The sequence below is a fragment of the Micromonospora radicis genome, assembly GCF_003583405.1.
GTDB classification, from domain to species: domain Bacteria; phylum Actinomycetota; class Actinomycetes; order Mycobacteriales; family Micromonosporaceae; genus Micromonospora; species Micromonospora radicis.
The window spans coordinates 1-22,924 of record NZ_QXEC01000013.1 but is presented as its reverse complement, the minus strand read 5'-3'; the positions used below and the strand labels follow the sequence as shown (position 1 = coordinate 22,924).

18 protein-coding genes are annotated in these 22,924 nt (G+C 71.0%); 4 read left to right on the top strand and 14 right to left on the bottom strand.

The window, feature by feature from the left end:
• Positions 1–29: 29 nt before the first annotated feature.
• The 11 genes from D2L64_RS15085 to D2L64_RS15035 all read right to left on the bottom strand — a co-directional run bounded on the left by D2L64_RS15085 (position 30) and on the right by D2L64_RS15035 (position 10,758).
• Complete coding sequence (locus D2L64_RS15085) at positions 30–1,037, bottom strand: sulfate/molybdate ABC transporter ATP-binding protein (protein WP_119576923.1); 1,008 nt, start codon at positions 1,035–1,037, stop codon at positions 30–32.
• Positions 1,034–1,870, bottom strand: coding sequence for a sulfate ABC transporter permease (locus tag D2L64_RS15080; protein WP_119576920.1), 837 nt, complete (start codon positions 1,868–1,870; stop codon positions 1,034–1,036). Before D2L64_RS15080 ends, D2L64_RS15085 begins: the two co-directional genes overlap by 4 nt.
• On the bottom strand, positions 1,863–2,711 hold the full coding sequence (gene cysT / locus D2L64_RS15075; protein WP_119576917.1) for a sulfate ABC transporter permease subunit CysT: 849 nt from the start codon (positions 2,709–2,711) through the stop codon (positions 1,863–1,865). The genes D2L64_RS15080 and cysT overlap by 8 nt, the downstream gene beginning before the upstream one ends.
• Positions 2,708–3,745 carry a sulfate ABC transporter substrate-binding protein gene (locus D2L64_RS15070; protein WP_233558959.1) on the bottom strand — a complete coding sequence of 346 codons (1,038 nt, stop codon included), beginning with the start codon at positions 3,743–3,745 and terminating at the stop codon, positions 2,708–2,710. The genes cysT and D2L64_RS15070 overlap by 4 nt, the downstream gene beginning before the upstream one ends.
• Before the next feature lie 256 nt (positions 3,746–4,001).
• On the bottom strand, positions 4,002–4,436 hold the full coding sequence (locus D2L64_RS15065) for an RrF2 family transcriptional regulator (protein WP_119576911.1): 435 nt from the start codon (positions 4,434–4,436) through the stop codon (positions 4,002–4,004).
• A 91-nt stretch (positions 4,437–4,527) separates the two neighbouring features.
• Entirely contained in the window at positions 4,528–5,574 is a 1,047-nt protein-coding gene (locus D2L64_RS15060; RefSeq protein ID WP_119576907.1) for an ABC transporter ATP-binding protein, read from the bottom strand.
• A complete protein-coding gene (locus D2L64_RS15055) occupies positions 5,571–6,560 on the bottom strand; it encodes an ABC transporter ATP-binding protein (protein ID WP_119576904.1) in 990 nt (329 codons plus the stop codon). Before D2L64_RS15055 ends, D2L64_RS15060 begins: the two co-directional genes overlap by 4 nt.
• Positions 6,557–7,450 carry an ABC transporter permease gene (locus tag D2L64_RS15050; protein ID WP_119576900.1) on the bottom strand — a complete coding sequence of 298 codons (894 nt, stop codon included), beginning with the start codon at positions 7,448–7,450 and terminating at the stop codon, positions 6,557–6,559. The genes D2L64_RS15055 and D2L64_RS15050 overlap by 4 nt, the downstream gene beginning before the upstream one ends.
• Positions 7,447–8,391: an ABC transporter permease gene (locus D2L64_RS15045; RefSeq protein ID WP_119576897.1), complete on the bottom strand. Its 945-nt coding sequence runs from the start codon at positions 8,389–8,391 to the stop codon at positions 7,447–7,449. The genes D2L64_RS15050 and D2L64_RS15045 overlap by 4 nt, the downstream gene beginning before the upstream one ends.
• An 18-nt stretch (positions 8,392–8,409) precedes the next feature.
• The gene (locus tag D2L64_RS15040) at positions 8,410–9,945 is read right to left on the bottom strand and encodes an ABC transporter substrate-binding protein (RefSeq protein ID WP_119576893.1); all 1,536 of its coding nucleotides are present in this window, start codon (positions 9,943–9,945) and stop codon (positions 8,410–8,412) included.
• 165 nt (positions 9,946–10,110) lie between these two features.
• Positions 10,111–10,758: a M23 family metallopeptidase gene (locus tag D2L64_RS15035; RefSeq protein WP_119576890.1), complete on the bottom strand. Its 648-nt coding sequence runs from the start codon at positions 10,756–10,758 to the stop codon at positions 10,111–10,113.
• Positions 10,759–10,907: 149 nt separating this feature from the next.
• Here D2L64_RS15035 and D2L64_RS15030 point away from each other — a divergent pair, with 149 nt between their 5' ends.
• From D2L64_RS15030 to D2L64_RS15020, 3 genes are read left to right on the top strand one after another with little or no spacing between them, the layout of a single operon-like run.
• Positions 10,908–11,783, top strand: a complete 876-nt coding sequence (locus tag D2L64_RS15030; RefSeq protein ID WP_325049909.1) for a fumarylacetoacetate hydrolase family protein — start codon at positions 10,908–10,910, stop codon at positions 11,781–11,783.
• Positions 11,780–12,544: an SDR family NAD(P)-dependent oxidoreductase gene (locus tag D2L64_RS15025; protein ID WP_119576884.1), complete on the top strand. Its 765-nt coding sequence runs from the start codon at positions 11,780–11,782 to the stop codon at positions 12,542–12,544. Before D2L64_RS15030 ends, D2L64_RS15025 begins: the two co-directional genes overlap by 4 nt.
• Complete coding sequence (locus D2L64_RS15020; RefSeq protein ID WP_119576881.1) at positions 12,541–13,557, top strand: aldo/keto reductase; 1,017 nt, start codon at positions 12,541–12,543, stop codon at positions 13,555–13,557. The genes D2L64_RS15025 and D2L64_RS15020 overlap by 4 nt, the downstream gene beginning before the upstream one ends.
• Positions 13,558–13,697: 140 nt before the next feature.
• On the opposite strand, the gene D2L64_RS15015 is transcribed toward D2L64_RS15020, so the two are convergent.
• The 3 genes from D2L64_RS15015 to D2L64_RS15000 form a co-directional block, all read right to left on the bottom strand.
• Positions 13,698–15,227 carry a serine/threonine-protein kinase gene (locus tag D2L64_RS15015; protein WP_119576878.1) on the bottom strand — a complete coding sequence of 510 codons (1,530 nt, stop codon included), beginning with the start codon at positions 15,225–15,227 and terminating at the stop codon, positions 13,698–13,700.
• 439 nt (positions 15,228–15,666) lie between these two features.
• Positions 15,667–16,527 carry a pentapeptide repeat-containing protein gene (locus D2L64_RS28285; RefSeq protein WP_267898675.1) on the bottom strand — a complete coding sequence of 287 codons (861 nt, stop codon included), beginning with the start codon at positions 16,525–16,527 and terminating at the stop codon, positions 15,667–15,669.
• A complete protein-coding gene (locus tag D2L64_RS15000) occupies positions 16,524–16,994 on the bottom strand; it encodes a hypothetical protein (protein ID WP_119576873.1) in 471 nt (156 codons plus the stop codon). The genes D2L64_RS28285 and D2L64_RS15000 overlap by 4 nt, the downstream gene beginning before the upstream one ends.
• Before the next feature lie 210 nt (positions 16,995–17,204).
• Between D2L64_RS15000 and D2L64_RS14995 the strand changes: the two genes are divergently transcribed.
• Positions 17,205–22,924, top strand: a 5,720-nt coding sequence (locus D2L64_RS14995; protein ID WP_147376244.1) for a tetratricopeptide repeat protein, incomplete at its 3' end; no start/stop codon positions are given.

The window sequence follows — 22,924 nt, the reverse complement described above, 5'->3', positions numbered from 1 at the left end:
ATCGCCGGGGCCGCCGATGTCTCGGGGGGTCAGCCGGCCGCGGCCAGGGTCGGCGTCGCGGGCCGCGCGGCGGGTGCGCTCACCGTCGTGGCGGGGCTGCCCGGCGCGAGCCGGACCCGCACCTCCGAGTCGACCTGGATGCCCAGGGCGAGGAACTCGTTGCGGGTCAGCGTCACCGTCACCGACTGGCCGTCGGTCGTGCTCAGGTCGACCCGGATCTCGAAACCGATCCGGGTCACCCGGGCGACCCGACCGAGCACACCGATGCCGGTCGGGTCGGTGGACAGTTGCAGGTCGTGCGGACGCACCAACTGGTCGCCGAGCTGGGTGACCGGGCCGAGGAAGCGCATCACGAACTCGTTCGCCGGCCGGTCGTACAGGTCGTCGGGTGAGCCGATCTGCTCCACCCGCCCCTCGTTGATGACGACGATCTCGTCGGCCACCTCCAGGGCCTCCTCCTGGTCGTGGGTGACGAAGACGGTGGTGACGTGCACCTCGTCGTGCAGCCGGCGCAGCCAGTCACGCAGTTCCTTGCGGACCTTGGCGTCGAGGGCGCCGAACGGTTCGTCGAGCAGCAGCACGGTCGGTTCGACGGCCAGTGCCCGGGCCAGCGCCATCCGCTGCCGCTGGCCGCCGGAGAGCTGTGACGGCAGCCGGTCGGCGAACTGTTCCAGGTGGACCAGGGCGAGCAGTTCGTCGACCCGACCACGGATCTCGTCCTTGGGCCGCTTGCGGATCTCCAGGCCGAACGCCACGTTGCGGCGTACCGTCAGGTGTTTGAACGCCGCGTAGTGCTGGAACACGAAACCGACGTTGCGCTTCTGCGGTGGCAGTCGGGTGGCGTCCACACCCTCGATGTCCACCTTCCCGGTGTCGGCGCGTTCCAGGCCCGCGATGATCCGCAGCAGCGTGGACTTGCCGCCGCCGGAGGGACCGAGCAGGGCCGTGAGCCGGCCGGAGGGGATGCTCACCGACACGTCGTCCAGCGCGACGAAGTCGCCGAAACGCTTGCCGACGTTGACAATCTCGATGCTCAACGGTCTTCCTTCGGCCTGAGGACGGATACGACGATGATGCAGGCGACGGCGACGAGGGCGAGGAGGAAGGCGGTGGCGTACGAGCCGCCCTTGTCGAAGTTCAGGTACTTCTCCTCGACCACGAGGGTGGCCGTACGGGTCTCGCCCAGCACGTTGCCGGAGACGACCTTGACCGCGCCGAACTCGCCGAGGGATCGGGCGAGGCTGAGCACGACTCCGTAGATCACCCCCCACTTGATCGCCGGCAGGGTGATCCGGCGGAACGTCTGTACGGCGTTGGCGCCGAGGCTGCGGGCGGCCTGTTCCTGTTCGTCGCCGACCTCCTGCAGGATCGGTACGACCTCCCGGATGACCAGCGGCAGCGCCACGAAGACGGTGGCCATCACCATGCCCGGCGTGGCGAAGATGATCTGCAGACCGGCCGATTCGAGAGTCGGGCCGAACCAGCCTTCGCGGCCGCCGTAGACCAGGACCAGCGCGAGGCCGACGACGATGGGTGAGACCGACAGCGGCACGTCGAGCAGGGCGTTGAGGGTCCGCTTGCCGGGGAAGTCGTAGCGGACCAGCAGAATCGAGATGCCGACGCCGAACACCGTGTTGATCACGACGGCGGTCACCGCGATGACGACGGTGAGCCGCAGCGCGTGGGTGACATCGGGATCGGTGAGGATGTCGTTGAGGCTGGTGAAGCCGTCGGCGAACGCGTTGCGGGCGACCAGGTACAGCGGCCAGGCGACCAGGAGGAACAGGTAGGCCGTGACCACGGCCCGCAGGACGTAACGGCCGGGACGGCGGCCGACCTGGGTACGGGTGACGATCGAGTGTTCAGCCACGGCGCATCACCCTCCGCTGGATGACGTCGAGTACGACGATGACGGCCAACGAGATGGCCAGCAGCACCACCGCGACCGCCGCCGCGCTGTCGAGGTTGTCGTTCTCGATGCTGCTGAGGATGCGTACCGAGGCCACCTCGGTACGCATCGGCAGGTTGCCGGTGAGCAGGACCAGTGAGCCGTACTCGCCGACCGCGCGGGCGAACGACAGTGCGGCGCCGGCCGCGATGGCCGGGGTGAGGCTCGGCAGGATGATCCGGCGGAAGGTGGTGAACCGGCTGGCGCCCAGCGACGCCGCCGCCTCCTCGATCTCGGGGTCGAGTTCGGCCAGCACCGGCTGCACGGTGCGCACGATGAACGGCAGCGTGACGAAGAGGAAGGCCAGGAACACGGCGATCCGGGTGTTGGCGATGTTCACCCCGAGCGGGCTGCCCGGCCCGTACAGCGCCAGCAGCACCAGGCCGGCGACGATCGTCGGCAGCGCGAACGGCACGTCGATGAGGATCTCCAACGCGCGTTTGCCGAAGAAGCGGTCCCGCACCAGCACCCAGGCGATCAGGGTGCCCATGACGATGTTGACCAGGGTGACGAGCAGCGCGGTGCCCACGGTGAGCCGGATGGTGGCGGCGGTCTGGTCGTTGGTGACCGTACGCCAGAAGCCGGCCCACCCGCCGTCGGCCGCGGCCACCGCGACGGCGGCCAGTGGGATCAGCACGAGCAGGCTGAACCACACCATCGCCACGCCGAGGCCCAGCCCGGAGACCCGGGTCAGCGGCAGGCCGCCCCGCAGCGACCGGCGGTGGGCCGCCGGTCGCTGCGGGGCGAGCGTGGACGAGGTCACTTCGCCTTCCCGGAGGCCGCGATGACCTTGGTGATGATGCCGTCGTTCTCGTCGAAGAACTTCTTGGACAGCGCCGACCAGCTCTCGAAGTCCTGGTCGACGGTGAGCAGCTGCTTCGGGGCGGGGAACGGGTTGTTCGGGTCGTTCGCACCCTCGATGCCGCTGGTGTCGACGCCGTCGATGATCGGCCGGAAGCCGGTGAGCGCGAACTGCCGCTGACCCTGCGGACCGAGTACGAACTCCAGCCACTCCTTGGCCTTCGGATCGGCGTCCTTCAGGATCGCGCCGGGGTTCTGGATCAGGATGGTGGTGTCGGGCAGCACCCAGTCGAGTTCCTCGCCGTTCTGCCGGGCCAGGATGGTCTCGTTCTCGTAGGCGAGCAGCACGTCGCCGGTGCCACCGAGGAAGGTCGTGGTGGCGTCCCGGCCGCTGTTGGGCAGCGACACGACGTTGGCGAAGAGCTTGGTCAGGAACTCCTCGGCCTGGGCGTCGGTGCCGCCGTTGGCGGAGATGTGCCCCCAGGCGGCGAGGGCGTTCCACCGGGCGGCGCCGGACGAGGCGGGGTTGGGCGTCACGATGCCGATGCCGGGTTTGATCAGGTCGTCCCAGCCCTGGATGTTCTTGGGGTTGCCCTTGCGCACCGCGAGCACCACGACCGAGGAGGAGACGATGCCCTTGTTCGGGCCGTCGTCCCAGGCCTCGTCCACCTGCCCGGACTCGACCAGCCGGGTGACGTCGCTGGTCACCGAGAAGTGCACGTAGTCGGCCTTCAGGCCGGACACCACGGCCCGGGACTGGTCGCCGGAGGCGCCGTACGAGGTCTTGAAGCGGACTCCGTCGCCGGCCTCGGTCTTGTTCCACTCCGCGGCGATGGCCTTGTTCGCCGCCTCGGGGACCGCGAACCCGACGATGTTCAACGTGGTGGAGTCGCCGGCCGCGCTGCCGCCGCCGCAGCCCGACAGGGCCAGTCCGGTGACCATGGCGAGAGCGAGGGCCGTTCTGATCCGGTGCCTCATCGCAGTCGTGTCCTCCATCCAGTGCGCGCCGCACTATATAAATCCGACCAATTAAATAGGGAATACGCCCGATTTGGGTTACCGCGGGAAGGTGCTACAGGGTTTGCGGTCACGGTCGGGCCACGATGCCCCACCAGCGACGCCGAAGGCGGCGAACGGTCGCCGCGCCCAGCAGGTGCCGGCGCGGCAGCTTCGATCGTCCGCGCCGACCGCGCACCGAATATCCCACCAACTCGACAGGTTTTCAAGCCTTAGCGACGCGGCAGAGTCGGGCTCACGCCACCCGTGGCGCGCGGCCGGCGGCCCCGGCCCCCGGTTCGAGCAGGTCGGCCAGGCTGGCCCGATCGACGACACCCTCGATGGCCCGGTGCACCGACAGCCACACCTCGCCCAGCCCGGCGGCCACCCCGTGGTACGTCGCCACCCCGGCCGGCGCCCCCCGCACCGTCGTCAGCGCTCCACCCGTGGCCCGCAGCACGTCACCCACGGTGATCTGCCCGGGGTCACGGGTCAGCGCATAACCCCCGTCGGCGCCGCGCAGGCTGTGCAGCAGGCCGGCGCGGCGCAAGTCCAGCAGGATCCCCTGCAGGAAGGAGTACGGAATGTCCTGACTCGCCGCCAGCGCGGCCGCCTTCACCACCTCCGGGTGACGCTGCGCCACCGCCAGCATGGCCCGTACGGCGTAGTCCGATCGCGCGGAGACGTACACGACTAGGCCCCCGATGCCCTACATACTCCATCAAACATATAGGGATAGTGGACAGCGTTGGCCGACACGTCAAGACAGACCGACCGACGGGCTAGTCCGACCCGCCTGCTCGGCGAGGCTCGGTGACCGACATCGCCCGCACCGCATCCCCGGCGAACAGGCACGCCGCCCGGTGCCCCGGGTCGACCTCGACGAGCACCGGGTCGGTCTCGGCACACTCGGCCCGGGCCTGCGGGCAGCGGGTACGGAACCGGCACCCGGCCGGCGGATCAACCGGGCTGGGCACGTCGCCACGCAGGATGATCCGGCGGCGGCGCCGCTCGACCTGCGGATCGGCCACCGGAATCGCCGACAGCAGGGCGGCGGTGTACGGATGAGCGGGCCGCCGCCAGATCTGGGCCGGCGTCCCGGTCTCCACGATCCGCCCGAGGTACATCACCGCCAACCGGTCACTCATGTGCTCCACGGCGGCGAGGTCGTGGGCGATGAACAGGTAGGTCAGCCCCAGATCCCGCTGCAACCGGCGAAGCAGGTTCATGATCTGCGCCTGCACGCTGAGATCCAGCGAGGCGATCGGTTCGTCCAGGACGATCAGATCCGGCTCACCGGCCAGCGCGCGGGCGATCCCCACCCGCTGCCGCTGGCCCCCGGAGAGTTCGTGCGGATGCCGGTCGGCCAGCTCGCGACGCAGGCCGACCAGGTCCAGCAGTTCCGCAACCCGTTGTCTCCGGGCGGCGGCACCGTCGACGAGCCGGTGCACGATCAGCGGCTCGGCGATGCTCGCGCCGATGGTGCGGCGCGGATCGAGGGACGCCTGCGGATCCTGGAACACCATCGCCACCCGCCGGCGCAGCGCCCGCAGCCGTCGCCGGGACCAGCGGGTCACGTCCTGCCCGGCCACCCGTACCGTACCGGCGCTCGGGTCGACCAGCCGCAGCAGCGCGAGACCGGCGGTGGACTTCCCGCTACCGGACTCACCGACCAGGCCCAGCGTCTCGCCCCGGCGGATACGTAGCGACACCCCGTCCACGGCGCGGACCACACCGGCCCGGGTCGGAAACCACACGTTCAACCGGTCGAGTTCGGCCACCACCTCGGCCGGTTCGCGCTGCCGCGGCACCGCGGCGTACTCGGTCATCGGTCCTCCCCGTCGGTGGCCTGCGGGTAGAAGGTGCGGACCTGGTGCCGCCCGGAGACCGGCACCAGCGGCGGCAGTTCGTGTTCGCACCGGGCGTCGCCGCGCACCGGGCAGCGGGGGAAGAACGCGCAGCCGGTCGGCAGCTCCCACGGGCTGGGCGGCGCGCCCGGGATGGTGACCAGGTCCGCTCCGCGCGCCGCCGGGTCGGGTCGGGCGGCGAGCAGCGCCACCGTGTACGGGTGGGCGGGGTGGGCGAAGACCGCGTCCACCGGCCCCTGTTCGACGATCCGGCCGGCGTACATCACCGCCACCGTGTCCGCGATGCCGGCCACCACCCCGAGGTCGTGGGTGATCCAGACGACCGCGGTACCCAGCCGGTGTTGCAGGTCGGCCACCAACTCGACGATCTGGGCCTGGGTGGTGACGTCCAGGGCGGTGGTCGGCTCGTCGGCGATCAGCAGATCCGGCTCGCAGGCCAACGCCATGGCGATCACCACCCGCTGGCGCATGCCACCGGAGAACTGGTGCGGGTAGGCGTCGACCCGCTGCGCGGCCGAGGGGATGCCGACCAGGTCGAGCAGTTCGACGGCGCGGGCGCGGGCGGCGCGGCGGGTCAGGCCGAGGTGCTCCTCCCCCGCCTCGCTGACCTGCCGGCCCACGGTCAGCACCGGGTTGAGCGAAGTCATCGGATCCTGGAAGACGAAGCCGACGTGCCGTCCGCGTAGCCGGCGTCGACGCTCCGGCGACACCTCGGTCAGGTCGGTGCCGAGCAGCCGGACCCGCCCGGTCACCCGCGCCGTACGGGGTGCCAGGCCGGTCGCGGCGAGCACGCTCATGCTCTTGCCGCTGCCCGACTCGCCGACCAGGGCGAGGGTCTGTCCGGCCTGGACGGACCAGTCGACGCCGGCCACCGCCCGGGCCGGTCCCCGACGGGTACCGATCGTCACGGCGAGACCCTCGACGTCCAACACCGGCGAGTCGCTCATGTGCTGCTTCTCCTGGCCTCGCTGACGGTGAGCTGACGGGGGTCGAGCACGTCGCGCAGTGCGTCGCCGACCAGGTTGAACGCCAGGACGGTGAGGAAGATGGCAGCGCCGGGGAAGACACCCAGCCACCACGCCTCGGTGACGAAACCCCGGCCGTCGTACAGCATCCGTCCCCAGGCGGGTTCCGGCGGCTGCACGCCGAGACCGAGGAAGGACAGGGCCGCCTCGGACAGGATCGCGAAGGCCAGCGACAGGGAGGTCTGCACGATCAGCGGCGCCGCGATGTTCGGCAGCACGTGCCGGCGCATGATCCGCAGGTCGGAGGCGCCGATGGAGATCGCCGCCCGGACGAAGACCTGTTCCCGCACGGAGAGCACGCCGGCGCGGGTGACCCGGGCGAAGATCGGGGTGTAGACCACCCCGACGGCGATCGTCGCGGTCAGCAGCCCCGGACCGAGCACCGCCACGATGGCCACCGCGAGCAGCAGCACCGGGAAGGCGAACAGGACGTCCATGCAGCGCATCAGGACGTTGTCGAGCCAGCCCCGGTAGTAGCCGGCGAGCAGCCCGAGAGTGGTGCCCACGGTCAGGGCGATGCCGACGCTGACCAGACCGACCTGGAGCGAGACCCGGGCCGCGATCATGACCCGGCTCAGTACGTCGCGGCCGAGTTCGTCGGTGCCGAACGGGTGTGCCCAACTGGGCGCCTGCAGCATCCGGTCGACGTCCACCTCGTTGACGCCGGCGGGCGCCAGCCACGTTCCGGCGACACCCACCACGACCAGCAGTACGAGCACCGCGCTGCCGGTGAAGGCGAGCGGGTCGTGCCGCAGGGCCGACAGCGTCCGGCGTAGTTGCCCCTCGCTGCTGCGCCCGGTCGTCTCGCTCATTCGACCGTGATCCTCGGGTCGAGGCGGGCGTAGAGGATGTCCACCAGGAGGTTCATCAGCAGGAACAGGGCGGCCACCAGCAGTACGGCCCCCTGTAGCACGGGGTAGTCCCGGGCCTGGACCGCGTCGTAGGTGAGCCGACCGATGCCGGGCCAGGCGAACAGCACCTCGATGACGATGACGCCACCGAGCAGGCTGGCCAGTTGCACGGCGACCACGGTCACCACCGGGATCAGGGCGTTGCGCAGCACGTGCCGCCGCACCACCGTACGGGTGCGCAGGCCCTTCGCCTCGGCGGTGCGCACGTAGTCCTCGGCGAGCACCTCCAGCATCGAGGAACGGATGAAGCGGGTGAGGATGGCGGCGGTGACCAGTCCCACCGTGGCTGCCGGTAGCGCGACGTGCGAGGCCCACCTGGCCGGATCCTCGGTGAGCGCCACGTAGCCCGAGGGCGGCAGCCAGCCGAGGACCCCGGCGAAGAGCAGAATGCCCATGATGCCCATCCAGAAGTCGGGCACCGAGACCCCGAACTGGCTGAACACCCGTGCCGCGTGGTCGATGAACGAGCCGCTGCGCACGGCCGAGAGAATGCCGAGTGGTACGGCGATCAGCAGCGCGAACAGCACGGCGGTGACCGCCAGCGACAGCGTCGCGGGCAGCCGCTCCAACACGATCGAGGTGACCGGGCGGCCGCTGCGGAAGCTGACCCCGAGGTCGCCGGTCAACGCCCGCCGCAGGTAGTCGAAGTACTGCACCACCAGTGGCTGGTCCAGCCCGGCCCGAGCCCGCAGCGCCTCATAGGTCTGCGGGTCGAACCGGGTGCCCAGCGCGACCCGGACCGGGTCACCGGGGACCAGTTGCAGCAGCAGGAACACGACCAGGGTCACGCCGAGCAGCACGACGGCGGACTGCAGCAGCCGCCGGATGACGAACCGGGCCATCGGATGTCCCCCGCCGGCTCACCTGGCGAGGGACACGTCGCGGAAGCGGATCGCCCGGTCGGTGCGTACCTCGTAGCCGGACACCTTCGTCGACCAGCCCTGCGCGACGTCGGGGTTGTAGAGGTAGATGTAGCTGGCGTCGTCGACGATCTGCTTCGCGACCTGCTCGTACTGCTGCTTGCGCGCGGCCTGGTCGGTCTCCGTACGGGCCCGGTCGAGCAGCTGGTCCACGGCGGGGTTGCGGTACTTGTGGAAGTTGAACGTGCCGCCGCTGTGGTGCTGGGCGTAGTAGAACTCGTCCGGGTCGATGTTGCCCAGCCAGCCGAGCATGAACGAGTCGAAGTTGCCGTTGCCCTGTTCGTCGAGCCACTGCGCGAAGTCCAGGGTGCGGATCCGGACGGTGACGCCGATGCCCTCCAGCTGTGCGGCGATGACCTGCGCGGCGGTGACCGTCTCGGGGTACTCGCTGGTGACCATCAGGTCCATCGTCAGGTCGCCGACCCCGGCCCGGTCGAGCAGTTGCCGGGCCTGGTTGGGGTCGTGGGAGTACGGCGCGTACTCGTAGTAGAAGGCGCTGTTCTGCGGGATGGCGGCCTGGTTGACCGTGGCCAGCCCGAACTTGGCGGCCCGGGTGATCGCTTCCCGGTCCAGCGCGAAGGCGATCGCCCGCCGCACGTTGACGTCGTCGTAGGGCTTGCGGGCCTGGTTGAGGGCCAGGTACCAGTAGTCGGTCGACGGCACCGACTGCACAGTCGGGTCGTCGGCGTCACGCAGGGCGGGCACCTGCTGCGGCGGCAGGTTGTCGGTCCACTGCACCTCACCGCCGCGCAGGTTCTGCAGGGCCACCGTGGGGTCGCTGACGAAGGTGAACCGCACCCCGTCGAGCTTCGGTTTCTCGCCCCAGTAGTTGTCGTTGCGAACCAGCTGGATGTTGTCGCCGGAGGTGTAGCCGGCGACGGCGAACGGGCCGCTGCCGACCGGCCTGGTGGTGATCTCGCCGGACTCGACGTTGGCCTTCTGCACGATCGCCACGCCCTTGAAGCCGCCGAGATTGGCCAGCAGGTTCGGGGTGGGCGCGCTCAGCTTGACGACCACGGTGGTCGGTTCGGGCGCGGTGATCGACTCGACGGTGCCGAACTTGTACGCGGTGTTCAGCTGCTCGTCGATGATCCGCTGGTAGGAGTAGACGACGTCCTCGGCGGTCAGCGGCGACCCATCGGCGAACTTCACCCCCTCGCGGAGGGTGAAGGTCCAGGTCAGCTGGTCGTCGCTGGTGGTCCAGTCGGTGGCCAGGGACGGCTTCATCTCCAGGTTCGCGTCCGGTTCGACGAGGGTGTCGAACACGTTCTCCAACACCTGGAAGCTGTAGTAGGCCGAGGTCTTGTGCGGGTCGAGTTGGTCGGGCTCGCCGCCGATGGCGGCGTTGAGGACCCCACCGGCGGCCCCGCCGTCGGCTCCGTCCACCTCGACGCCCTCACCCGCGCTGCAGCCGGCGACCGCCGTGAGCAGCAGCGCGAGCGTCGCGCCGGCCAACCCGAATCTGGTGCTGGACATGGTCCTCCCTGGATCCTTCCGGCCGTTGCCTGAGCCCACGTTAACCGCAAACCCGGCAGCCGGCAGTCCGGCGGAGGGCGGCCCGGCGGAGGGCGAGCCGCCCGCCGCAATGCCGCACACTGCATCGCCGGGGTACGGCATCGGGTCGGCCGCGTCGCCGCCGGCCTATCCGCTGACGCAGTTGTTGCTGGTCAGCCGCACGGTGTACTCGAAGTCGTCGTGGGTGATGCCCGACGGCTGGCCGTCGAACCAGGCCTCGACCTTCTCCCAGCCCCGGCGCTGCTCGTAGTGCAGGTGCGGCGCGCCGGAGTTGCCGGTGCTGCCCAGGCGCCCGATCTGCTCGCCCTGGGCGACCCGCTGCCCCACCCGCACCAGCGGCGGTTCGAGCAGGTGCAGGTACTGCGTCTCCCAGCGACCGCCGTGGTCGATCTTGACCCAGTAGCCGCCGCCCCGACCCCGGGGGCCGTCCGGGTCATCGGGGGTACGGCCGCCGAGCGTCCCGTTGATCCCCGCCACGGTGACCGTGCCCTCGTAGGAGGCGAGCACCGGCCGCCCCCACGACTCTCCCTCGATCGGGAAGAAGTCCACGTCGTAGTCGTCGTGGCCGGGATAGGTGCCCGCCTGCCAGGTCTCGCCGCAGGCCACGGGGAGCTGGAACAGCGGACGCGGGCCCGGCGGCAGCAGGTACGGCACCACCAGCACGGCAGCGGCGGCGAGCGCGGCCACCAGGCCGACGGCGAGCAGCAGGCGCGGTAGACGGTGGCGGCTACGACGGTGGGATCGGGGGTGGCCGGTCGTCACGGCCCAGAGCATGGCAGACGACGACAAGGCGACCCGCGCCGCCCGCCGGCTGCCGGACGAGCCGGTCCGATGTCTGCCCGGTCGTGGTCCGGCCAGGACCGGCCGCCGGCCTTGTGAGCCATCACGATCACCTGGTAGACATCGGATGTATTGCCGACTCATTGCGACGTGATGTCTGGGGGCGACGGGTGAAGCTGCTGCGGGTGGGCCCGCCGGGACGGGAGTTCCCGGCGCTGCTCGACGACACCGGACGGCTGCGTGACCTGCGTACCGTGGTCGACGACCTGGACGCCGCGTTCCTGGCGGCCGACGGACTCGCCCGGTTGGCCGCGGTGCACCCGGACGACCTGCCGGTGCTCGACGACACCGGGCTGCGGACCGGTCCCCCGCTGCGCCCGGGCAAGATCGTCTGCGTCGGCCTCAACTACCGCGACCACGCCGCCGAGACCGGGGCGGCGCTGCCCGCCGAGCCGGTGGTCTTCCTGAAGGCAGCGGACACTGTGGTCGGCCCCGACGACGCCGTGCTGGTGCCCCGCGGCAGCACCAAGACGGACTGGGAGGTGGAACTGGCCGTCGTCATCGGCCGCCAGGCACGCTACCTGCCGTCGACGCAGGCCGCACGGGACTGCATCGCCGGATACGCCATCTCCCACGACGTCTCCGAGCGGGAGTTCCAGCTGGAACGCGGCGGCCAGTGGGACAAGGGCAAGTCGTGCGAGACGTTCAACCCGTTCGGCCCGTGGCTGGTGACCGCCGACGAGATACCGGACCCGCAGGATCTGCGGCTACGGCTGTGGGTCAACGGCGTGCTGCGCCAGGACGGCAGCACCAAGGACATGATCTTCCCGGTGGTGGAGGTGGTGCGCTACCTGAGTCAGTTCATGGTGCTCTACCCCGGTGACGTCATCAACACCGGCACTCCGGCCGGCGTCGCGCTCGGGCTGCCGGAGCCCAAGCCGTACCTGGCCGCCGGGGACGTGGTCGAGTTGGAGATCGACGGCCTGGGTCGGCAGCGGCAGACGCTGGCGCCGGCATGAGCGGCGGCGGGCGGGAGTTCACCGGTCTGACGGCGGTGGTCACCGGCGGCGCCTCCGGCATCGGCCTGGCCACCGCCACCCTGCTCGCCGAGCGGGGCGCGCGGGTCGCCTGCCTGGACGTCAACCCTGAGGTACCGGAGCCGTTGCTCGGCCTGGCGGCCGACGTGGCCGACGACGCGTCGGTGCGGGCCGCGATCGCCGCCGCCCACGACGCGTTCGGCGGCCTCGACGTCCTGGTCAACAACGCCGCCGTCGGTGCGCTCGGCACCATCGAGAGCAACGACGACGACGAGTGGCACCGGGTGCTCGACGTCAACGTGGTCGGCATCGTCCGGGTCACCCGGGCCGCGCTGCCGTACCTGCGGGCGTCGTCGCACGCCGCCGTCGTCAACATCGGTTCGATCGCCGCCTGGCTCGGGTTGCCGCAACGGGCGCTCTACAGCGCCAGCAAGGGCGCCGTCCAGGCGCTCACCCTGGCGATGGCCGCCGACTACGTGTCGGCGGGCATCCGGGTCAACTGCGTCAACCCGGGTACGGCCGACACCCCGTGGGTACGCCGGCTGCTGGCCGCCGCCGCGGACCCGGCAGCCGAGTTGGCCGCGCTGCGGGCCCGGCAGCCCACCGGCCGGCTCACCACCCCGCAGGAGGTGGCTGCCGCCGTCGCCTACCTGGCCGGTCCGCTGGCCGGCTCGACCACCGGCAGCGTGCTCGCCGTCGACGGCGGCATGCACGGGCTGCGGCTGCCCGCCGGCGCGACATGACCGGCGTGCGCCTGGGTCGGTCGGCGGCGACCGTCAGCCGCCTCGGTCTGGGCTGCGCCCAGTTGGGCAACCTCTGGGCCGCGATCGACGACGCCGAGGCCACCGACACGGTACGGGCGGCCTGGGAGTGCGGTGTCCGGTACTTCGACACCGCACCGCACTACGGGCTCGGGCTCTCCGAGCGCCGGCTCGGCGCCGCGCTGCGTACGCTGCCCCGCGAGGCGTACGCGATCAGCACCAAGGTGGGACGGCGGCTGGTACCGGTACGGTCCGGGTCGCACCGACGCGACCCGGAGGGTTTCCACGTCCCGGCCGACCACCGGCGGGTGTGGGACTTCAGCGCCGACGGGACGCACCGCTGCCTGGAGTCGAGCCTGGACCGGCTCGGCGTGGACCGCGTCGACCTGGTGTTGATCCACGATCCGGAGGACCACCAGGCGCAGGCCCTGGCCCAGGCCTACCCGGCCCTGCACGAGCTGCGGGCCCAGGGCGTCGTCGGCGCGATCGGGGTCGGCTCGAAGCACTGGCCCGTGCTGCACCGCTTCGTCACCGACACCGACATCGACGCGATCATGATCGCCGGCCGGTACACCCTGCTGGAACAGCCGGCGCTGGACGAGTTGCTGCCGGACTGCCAGCGGCGTGGGGTGTCGGTGCTCAACGCCGGTGTGTTCAACAGCGGCCTGCTGGCCGTGCCCCGGCCGCACGCCGGACTGCGCTACGAGTACGCGCACGTGCCGCAGTCGGTACTCGCCCGGGTCCACGCGATCGTCGAGGTCTGCGCCCGACACGACACGTCGCTGCCGGCGGCGGCGCTGGCCTTCGCCGCCGCGCATCCGGCGGTCGCCGCCGTGGTGGTCGGCGCCGACCACCCGGAGCAGGTACGCCGCAACGCCGCGCTACTGACCGCCACGCCCCCGCCGCCGCAGTTCTGGGCGGAGCTGGTGGCCGAGGGGTTGCTCCGCGCCGACGCTCCCCTACCGGCCGCCATCGTCGGGGACGGCAGCCGCTGACGTTCGCCCGCCGGGCCGGCCGCTGCGAGGCTGCTCCGCCTCGGCGCGGTCGACGGCGCTCGCGGGCCGGGCCGACCGCCGGACCCGCCTCACGCACCGACCGGCGCACGACCTCGCTGCCCGGGTCGCCGGGGTGCGTCTCAGAGCGCACCGCGATCGACCAGGACGAACGTGGTGCCGACCTCGGCGTCGCCGATCTCCTGCACGTAGATCTCCTTCTCGTCCGGGTCCCACTCCACCACGCCGTACGTGTCGTTGAGGATGGCGTAGGAGGTGCGCCCCTCGTCGTCCTCGGCCTCCCGCAAGATCCTGAACATGGTCGCCACAGTCGGCTCACAGTCGGCGCCGATCAGCGACGCGTACCCCGTGGAGTCGATCTTCACGCCGAGGCAGGGGCGGCCCGCGGTGTCCGGGTTCAACGATCTGATCATGTAGTCGACGCCGACCGGATCGAGGGCGAAGAGGGCTTCCGGGCCGGTTCCGGTGCCGGCGCTCACCTCGTCGCCGTACGCCATCGACAGGTTGCGGTCGGCCTCCACCAGGTGCAGCAGGATCCGTCGGTGCCCGGACAGGGCGGCCCGGGTGTGGTCGGCGCCAGCAGCCGGTGACGCGGCGGGCGTGCTCCAGGTGGGCGTGGGTGTGGCGCCGCCGGTTACCGGCGCGCCGGTGGGGTCCGGATCGGTACGGGCGGTCAGCAGTTGCGGGCCGAACAGGAAGGCGGGCACCAGCACCGCGAGCACCGCGGCGGTGGCGCCCAGCGCGGCGAGCAGCCCACGCCGCTTCGCGCCCGCGCCGTCGACCGGCCCTGCCGGCGTCGACCAGCCACCCGGGTCGCCACCGGCGGCCGGCGGGTCCGTCGCGGTCAGCAGTCCGTCGAGCAGTTCCCGGGCGGTGGGCCGGGCGGCGGGATCCTTCTCCAACGCCCGGGAGATCAGATCCCGCAGCGGCCCGTCGAGCCCGGTCAGGTCCGGCGGTTGGGTGAGGATCCGGATCGCGGTGGCGGTGGCCGAGTCGCCACCGAAGGGGTTGCGGCCGGTCGCGGCATGGGCGACCACCAGGCCCCAGGCGAAGATGTCCGCCGCCGGACCCACCGGCACGCCGGCCGACGTGTCGAGCCGCTCCGGGGCCATGTACGCGACGGTTCCCACCACCTGGTTGGTCCGGGTGTACTGGCTCGTCGCCTCGAACGCGCGAGCGATACCGAAGTCGATGACCTTGATCCCGCCCGGAGCGATCAGGACGTTCGCCGGCTTCAGATCCCGGTGGATCACGCCGGCACCGTGGATCGCGGCGAGCGCGGTGGCCACCCCCACCGCGATGCTGTGTGTTCTCGCCGCCCCCTGCGGCCCCTGCGCCCGGATCACCTGCGCCAGGTTGGGCCCCTCGACGTACTCCACGACCAGGTACGGCGGATCGTGATCGGGGTCGGCGTCGAGCACCTCGGCGGTGCAGAACGGCGGCACCTGCCGCGCCCGGTTCACCTCACTGCGGAACCGGCCCCGGAACTCGTCGTCGGAGGACAGCTCCGGGTGGACGACCTTGACCGCCACCCGCCGTCCCTGCGACGACCGGGCCAGGAAGACCGTACCCATGCCACCCTCACCGAGCCGGGCGAGCAGCTCGTACCCGCCGAGTCGGGTCGGGTCACCGGGACGCAGCCCATCGTTCACGCCAAGCCTCCGCAGGTCGAGACCGCGTCGCCCGTCATCCGTCCCCTTAGGTCGGTGGCACGCCGCCCCGCAGCCTATCCCCCGATCACCGTCCTGCGGGCGTCGCTGTCGGCGCGACGCGAACGGGTGACGCGACCGGTCAGGCCGGCGTCGCCTCGCCGATCGCCTGGTCCAGGATCTCCAGCCCGAGGGCCAACTCCTCGCGCGTCGCGGTGAGGGGTGGCGCGATCCGGCAGGTGCTTCCCATGCCGGGTGGCGCTGGTGGCGACAGCCGCCGCGGTCGTACCGGTCGCGGCGGCGCTGCGCCGACGCGACCGGCTGAGCGAGGTACTGCGCGCCGGCGAGTAACCGGCCTGGCTCGTGGCGCTGGCCTTCCGGCTCCATCGCGCACCTGTTGGCGGTGGGCCGCTCGCCCGAGTGGACAACGATGGGCTACGGACTATGGCTGGAGGTGCCCCTGGCAGGTGCCGCCGTCAGCATCGCTCAGCGTGCCGTCCGGACAGATCGTGTTGGACCACGTCACCTGGATCATCGAGGCGCCGGTCAGGTCGGCGCCCCGCAGGTCGGCACCGGTGAGGTCGGCGCCGTCGAGTTTCGCCCCACGGAGGTCGACGTCGCGCAGTTGCGCGCCGATCAACCGGGCGTTGCGCAGGTCGGCACCGGCGGGCGGACTCGGCGGGTTGGCGGCCCAGGCGAACCCGACGATTCCCGCGCCGGAGACGATCGTGGCCAGGAACACCCGGCGGAGGGCGCGTTCGAAGGTGGCCTTCAGCGCCTCGTGGTTGGCCATCTCCTCGATCGCGGCGATGCGCCGGTCGTACGAGGCGATGCCGGCGCGGACCGCGGCACGCGCCTCGGCAGCCTGGTCGGGCTGCGGCAGCCTCTCCACCAGCTCGTCACGGCGCCTGATCAGTTCCTCCGGGTTCTTGCTGCCCTGGAGGTACTTCGTGCGTCGCTGGAAGAACGCGACCACCGGCCGCAGCTCAGCGGCGGGCTCGTGCCAGTTCTCGGCGAGGTCGGAGATGAGCACCTGGACCGGCAGCAGCACGCGCACCGCAGCGGCGATCGCGAACCCCACCCCGGCCAAGCCCAACAGGACACCAGCTGCGGCAACCCAGAGCCGTGCGGTCTCCATCGAGGTGGGCCATCCGACGCTGAGTCGCCCGATGTTGGATAGTTGGCTGCCGGCGATGAGGGCGGCGCCTACCGCCGCGGCGCTGCCGATGAGCCACTTGGCGGTGTCCCGGATTCGCTGGTTGGCGGCCGACAACGGGGACGACGCCGGCTCGGGGACGGTCATCCCGGCAACCCGGTTGCGCCGGGGATGGTGATCACGATGGGTGGTAGGTCGTCGTCGCCGATTCCGGGGAACACCGGGATCCGGTGCAGGAAGCCGGCCGTCGCGCTGACGTCAGCGCCCTCGGAGGCGCGTTCGGTCAGCGGCATTCCGTGCACGGCCTCGGCGGCGGCCGGCTGGTAGTGCGCGAGCACTGCGCGGACTTCGCCAAGCGACAGTGGCGTGTCCGGGTCGACGGTCGGCCCGGTAGTGATCAGTGCGGTCGGGTAGCCGAGCACCAGACCGTCGGCCGTGAGCCGGGCGCCGAGCAGGGGTACCACCCAGGGGGTGGCTTTCTCGACCGGCAGGGCGACCAGCAGCGGCTGGGTTCGTCCCTCCGGCAGGTAGACGGCGCCGATTCGGCCGAGGAACTGTCCGTCGGACGAACTGACCGGTGCGCCCAGTAGCCGGCGGGCGTGGGGAATCTGCATGGCCACCTTTCGGGTGTGAGTCGAATAGAAGCTTGCGTACACCAGTGCCCATATCCTGCGCCCGGTCAGTTTGGACAGAGATGCGAACCCCTTGACCTGTGTGGATCGGCCGATCGGTGCGAGTGCGACGAGGGGCGCGACGGTTCGGTGTACCGACAATAGAGTGCTGTGTATTCCTGCCGTGCGTGCTCCGGATGGGTGGCGACGTAGGTGACGACAAAGCTGGAAAGTCTTGTCAGGATTGCGACTGTTCCATTGACCGATGCGGCCGGCGTCCTTCTTGGAACAGCCTTCTTCGTGGCGCCCGGCGTCGCGGTGACGGCCGCTCACGTGGTGCACGACGCCGTGGACAGAGTGGTCTACGCGCCGGACCGGCAGGGCGTGCTGCGAGCGCTGCTGGTCTGGAACAAGCATCCGCGGGACATCGCCCCGGGCATCGAGGCGTTCATGTACCCCATGCCCGACCTGGCGGTGCTCGCCGCCCGCGCCGGTGAGTTCGAGGACACGCCGTGCGTGCTGCTCGGTCGGCCGGGCACCGCCAGGGAACTGATGGCGATCGGGTACAGCAAGCGGCCCGTGGACGCGCCGGGCTCCTTCGGTCCCGATGTGGCGACCCTCGAGTTCGAGGGGGTCGTCGAGGTGCAGGGCGTCGACGTCCTGAAGGTCAAGCTTGGCGCGGTCGATCCCGGGATGAGCGGCTCGCCGGTCCTGGATCGCGAGGCCGGGCGGATCGTCGGCGTGGTGAAGGCCACCCGGGGCGCGGGAAAGCCGCACGGCGCCTGGATCGTCGCCGCAGCCATGCTGCAACAGCTCGAGCATTCGGTCTGGGCGTTGAACGATCTCCATCATCGCAAGAATCCGGCGTGGCGTTCGGCGGTGGCCGGCGACTTCGAAGGGCCGGATCCGGTAGCCGCCACCCGCGACATTCTCGACGCGGTGATCCGGGAGGCGGGGTCTCAGCGTGACACGATGCCGGAGGGCGTCGACGCCGAGGCGCTGCACCAGACCATCTGGTTGCGCCGTAGCCTCGCCCCCGCCCGGTTGTCCGGCGAGAGTGTCCCGGTCCGGCAGCGGTGGCAGGTCGCCCGGAGCATGTCCAGCTTGACCGTCGTCAGCGGTGATCCCGGATTCGGCAAGTCGTGGCTGCTCAAGCACCATGCGATGCGGGCCGCCCAGCGCGCCGTGGCGCTGCTGGACGACGGTCGGTCCCTCGACGACTGCACCATTCCCGTGCGCCTGACCTGCACCACGCTCGCGTCCGAGAATGATCACGGCATGGGTGTGCGCGGGTTGGCCCGCACATTGGTCGCCGCGACTCTCTCGCCCGCGCAGGCCGAGGAGGACGACGGCCGTGGGTACGTGGCCGTGGTCGAACGCGCCCTCAACGACGGGCGGGTACTCCTGTGTGTCGACGGGCTGGACGAGATGCCGACCGGCCTGGCCGGTCGGTTCAAGCAGATCCTGGTCACGCTGCTCTCGGTGAACAACACCCTACTGGTGGCGTCGCGCCCGGCCGCGCTGGCGATCATCGACGAGCTTGCCGTGGGCAATCGCGAGGATCTCCAGTTGGTCGGCTTCTCCTCCCGGGAGACGGTCAACTTCGTGCACGCCTGGTTGCACGACCGATCGGATGCCGCCGACTCGCTACTGGCCGCCTTCGCCGACCGGCCAGAACTGGAACAGTTGGCCGAGGTTCCGCTACTGCTGTCGTTCCTGTGCCGGCTGGCCGATACCGCTCAGCATCAGGACTACCGCCGCTCCACGCTGCCCCAGTTGTACTACGACGTCGCCCTGCACCTGTTGTCCGGCCGCTGGCGCGGCCCCCGCAGCCCGGCCGACCGGGAGGCCATGCCGGACGCCTTCCTGCGGATGCGGGTACTCGCCGAGGTTCTCGGTGGCCTACAGGACTCCTGGCGCGGCGGCGTCGAGGACATCCCGAAGGCGGAACTTCGGGCCGCCATCCGTCGCCATCCCGACTACGACGCGGTGGCGACGACGGCCAAGATTCGTCTGACCACCCAGCTCGAGTCCGCCCCCAACCCCATCGCCGACCTGGCCGAACCGGTCGTCTGGGAACTGCTCCACGACGGGATCCTGGTGGAGGCCAGCGACTCGTCGATGCGGCCCACCGTTCGTTTCATCCACCCGCTCCTGCGGGAGACTCTCCTGGCCACCTACTTCGCCGGGCTGACCCTCGACGGCCAGCGGAAGTGCATCGACGAGCATCGGTGGATGGACCCCAGTTGGACGCGGGTCTTCGTGGCGGCGGCCAGCCGCGTCACGGATCCCGCCGCCCTGGTGGCCCACATCCTGTCCGAGGAGGGCGATCCCTGGGTCACCCAGCGCACCCTGGCGGCGCAGATCATCGCCGAGGTGCCGGACTATCGGGACGAGGCGTCGGCAGCCGCGGTACGAGACGCCATCCTGGCCGCCACCCAGTCCCCGCTGGTCTTCGAACGCCGCCGGGCGCTCGCCGCGTTGAGCGTCCTGCTGCGGTCCTCGGTGCGCCCACTGCGTGATTGGGCCGGCGAACGGGTGGCCGCGTTGGAGGAGTCGTCGGGCCAGAAGACCGGTACCGACGTCGAGGCGGAGATCGCCTACATCGCCATGTCCACCCTCATCGAAGCCGGAGACGAGGCCGCGCTGCGGCGGGCCCGCGCGCTCGTCGTCGCGGACAACTGCCCGCGGCAGCTGCGGCTACGCCTCATCAGCGGCCTCGTCGCCCTCGGTACCCGCCAGGACGCCGACCTCGTCCGCGAGCTGCTCGAACGGCAGACAGCGAGCAGGGAGGACCTGACCGCGTTCCTCGCCGTGTTGCGCCCGCATTCCCGCCCCGCGGTCGCCGCGGCGATCAGGCTGCTGCGTAACCGGCGGATGCACACCGACGCCAGGCTGGAAATCGGGCGGGCACTGCTGGAGTGCGGTACGACCGGCGTGGCGGCCGTCCGTGACACCGCCGGGGACCGCATCATGGAATGGGGACTTCGCTGCCGGCTGTACGCCGAGTTGATCCGGGCCGCGGTTCCCGACGTCGTCGGACCCAGCATGCGGCTGCTGGCCGCGCCGCAACCGCGGTACGAAGACCGCGCCGAGCTTGCTCTGGCGCTCATCGAGGATGGCGTCACCGATGCGGTCACCTACGCCGCCCACGCCCTGGCGAACAGATACGTCAACTGGACCGTCCGGGAGTCGCTCGCCCGCGCGCTGGCCCGCCAGGGCGAGGCGGGGCGTGACCTTCTCGCGGCACAGCTCGACCACGGCGGTGTCGCGCTCGACCTGAAGCTGCGTCATCTCTGCGCTCTCGTGGAGGTGCACGACCAGCGCGGCCTCACCGCCGCCCTGAACCTGCACAGCGACGACGGCGTACCGGCGTGGATGCGACTCCGGCTGGCCGACAACCTGCTACGCAACGACCCCTCGCTCGCCGACGAGGAGACGCTGATCCAGCTGGCCACGTCCGACGATCTGAGTCAGCCGCAGCGACTCGAACTGATCACGGAGATGGCCCGGCATGCGCTGCCGTCGACCGAGATGGCGCTGATGAGCGTGCTTCGGGAGCGCGGCGACGGGGTGGACTTCTGGCCGGACGCCTCGAAGCGACTGGCCGAGGCGGGCCGAACCGGTCTGCGCTGCCTGGAGGCGGCCGGCAGCGACCCGGAGCTGCACTGGAGTGTGCGCTGCGAAGCGGTGCTGGCCATCAGGAAGACGTCCGCGGCCCCGCTCAGCACCGGCGTGCTCGCCGATACCGTCGCCGCGATGCCGCCGATGTGGCACGGCCGGCTGGTTCTCGGCCTCGCGCGCAACGGGCTCGCGCCCGATCTCGCCGAGTTCGTGTCGATAGCACGCGCCCAGCGCGCCGGGTACCGCATCATCTTCGAGTTCCTCCAGCGAGCCGCGGTGGATCTCCGCGTGGTGGAGGAACTGGTAGCCACCGCGCGGGAACTTCAGCACAGCCAGACGTTGGAGGAGCCGACGGGGGAACGCATCTCTCTTGGCCCCAACCTACTGAAGGAGGTGGGCATCGAGTACGGGTCCGAGGCGGAGGCCCGCCAGCTGCTCGACTGGATCCTCGACCATCTTGAGAAGCAGGTTGGCCTCAAGCTGGCACGGCTCATGCTCGCCGAGCAGATGGACGAGTTCGAGGCGTTCATCGAGACGAACGACGAGGCCGGCGCGCTCGGCTTCCTCGAGCACGAGTTCCCCGAGTACCGGCACGTCGTCGACGCGACGTACACCGAGATCGTGGAGCAGCTGCGTAGCGGAGCGCTCAAGCCACCGCGCCACGACGTCGACCCAGCGTCGGGCTCCGCCATCCTGACCAACATCTCGCACGTGGCCGCCGTACTGTCCGAGTGGGTCGCCGCGGCCGACGCCGGACAGTGGGACCAGTGGGACAAGCTGACGCTCCGCAACGCCCAGCTCATCGGATCTCCGCTGGCCAGGCAGATCCTCAGGACCAGCACGTCCTTCGACCCGGGGTGGGGCCGCTACGAGGCCGCGCAGTTCGTCGCCGCACGCCTCGCCCAGAACGATGCCGAGCTGGTCTTCGGCCACTCCCAGCTGATCGACTGGTTGAAGGGCCGGCTCGAGGACGGGGACTCCGCCGAGGTGCTCTACGGCGGAACCTTCGCCACGCTCCGCTTCGAGGAGTACGCGGAGAGCTGGCTGTACGCGGCGATCGGCGCCGAACAGCACGGCAAACACGACCTGGCGCTGCAGTTCGTGCGGTGGGCCGGCCAGTACGGTCCCCCGGCGGAGAAGCAGAACGGCCTCGCGGCTCTCGAACAGCTCCAACTCAGCCTCGGCTGGAGCGACGAGGTGGCCGGTGAGCTGATGAAGGCGTACGTCCGGGGTGTGGAGACGACACCGCTGGGCGCCTACGAGCGGGCGGTCGAGCGCGACCCGACGTCATCGGTGAACCACTTCAACCTCGGTATCGCCCTGCAACGCGCCGGCCGGCACGCCGAAGCCGTCGAGGCCTACCGTCGGGCGGTCGAGATCCTGCCGGACGCGAGGCAGCGTCGGGCGCTGGCCCACGCGCTGTCGGAGACCGGCCGGCACGAAGAAGCCCTGACCGAGGTGGACATCGTGCTCGAACTGGACCGGTCCGACCACCTCGCGCACGGGATCCGCGGCGGAGTCCTCATCGGGCTCGGCCGCGCGCAGGAGGCGGTCGAGGCGTACGCCGAAGCGACCCGGTTGGCCCCGACCAACCCGTACCACACGGCCAACTTCGCCTCCGCGTTGCGGGCAGTCGGCCGCGTTGACGAGGCGATGGAGATGCTGCACGGGGCCATCGCGCTACGCCCCAAGGCACCACAGCTGCGGCGTTCCTTGATCTACGCCCAACTGGAACTGGACCGCCCGGAGGACGCGCTCGCCACCGTCGCTGACGCGCTCGCCGCCGACCCGACCGATCCGATCACGCACGACGTGCACGGCATCGTCCTCAACAACCTGGGACGGTATGCCGAGGCGGCCGAGGCGCTGGCCGAGGCGGTGCGGCTGAACCCGACGCTGAGTGGGAGCCGGGCCAACTACGGCGAGGCGCTGATCCTCAGCGGCCGGCCGGCGGACGCGGAACGCGAACTACGCGAGGCCATCCGGATCGGGCCCAACAACGAGATCGAAGCGATCGTGCTGCTCGCGATCACGGTCCATCCACGAGACGTCGACGAGGCCGACCGCCTCGCGCGCCAGGGGCTGACGTGCCGGATGCAGGCGAACATCTCGCCGTTCCGGCACGGCGAGCTGCGATCCATCGCCCGGTTGCTGATCGGCGACGCCGACGGCGCGATCGCCGAGATCCAGCAGGTGGCCGACCGACGGCGTCCGGGTGACCACCGGCAGGAGCCGCTGTACGACCTGCTGCGCTCGTTCCTGTCGCCCGAGCCGGTCGACGCCGTGCTCGCGGCGTGGCCGTCGGCGGG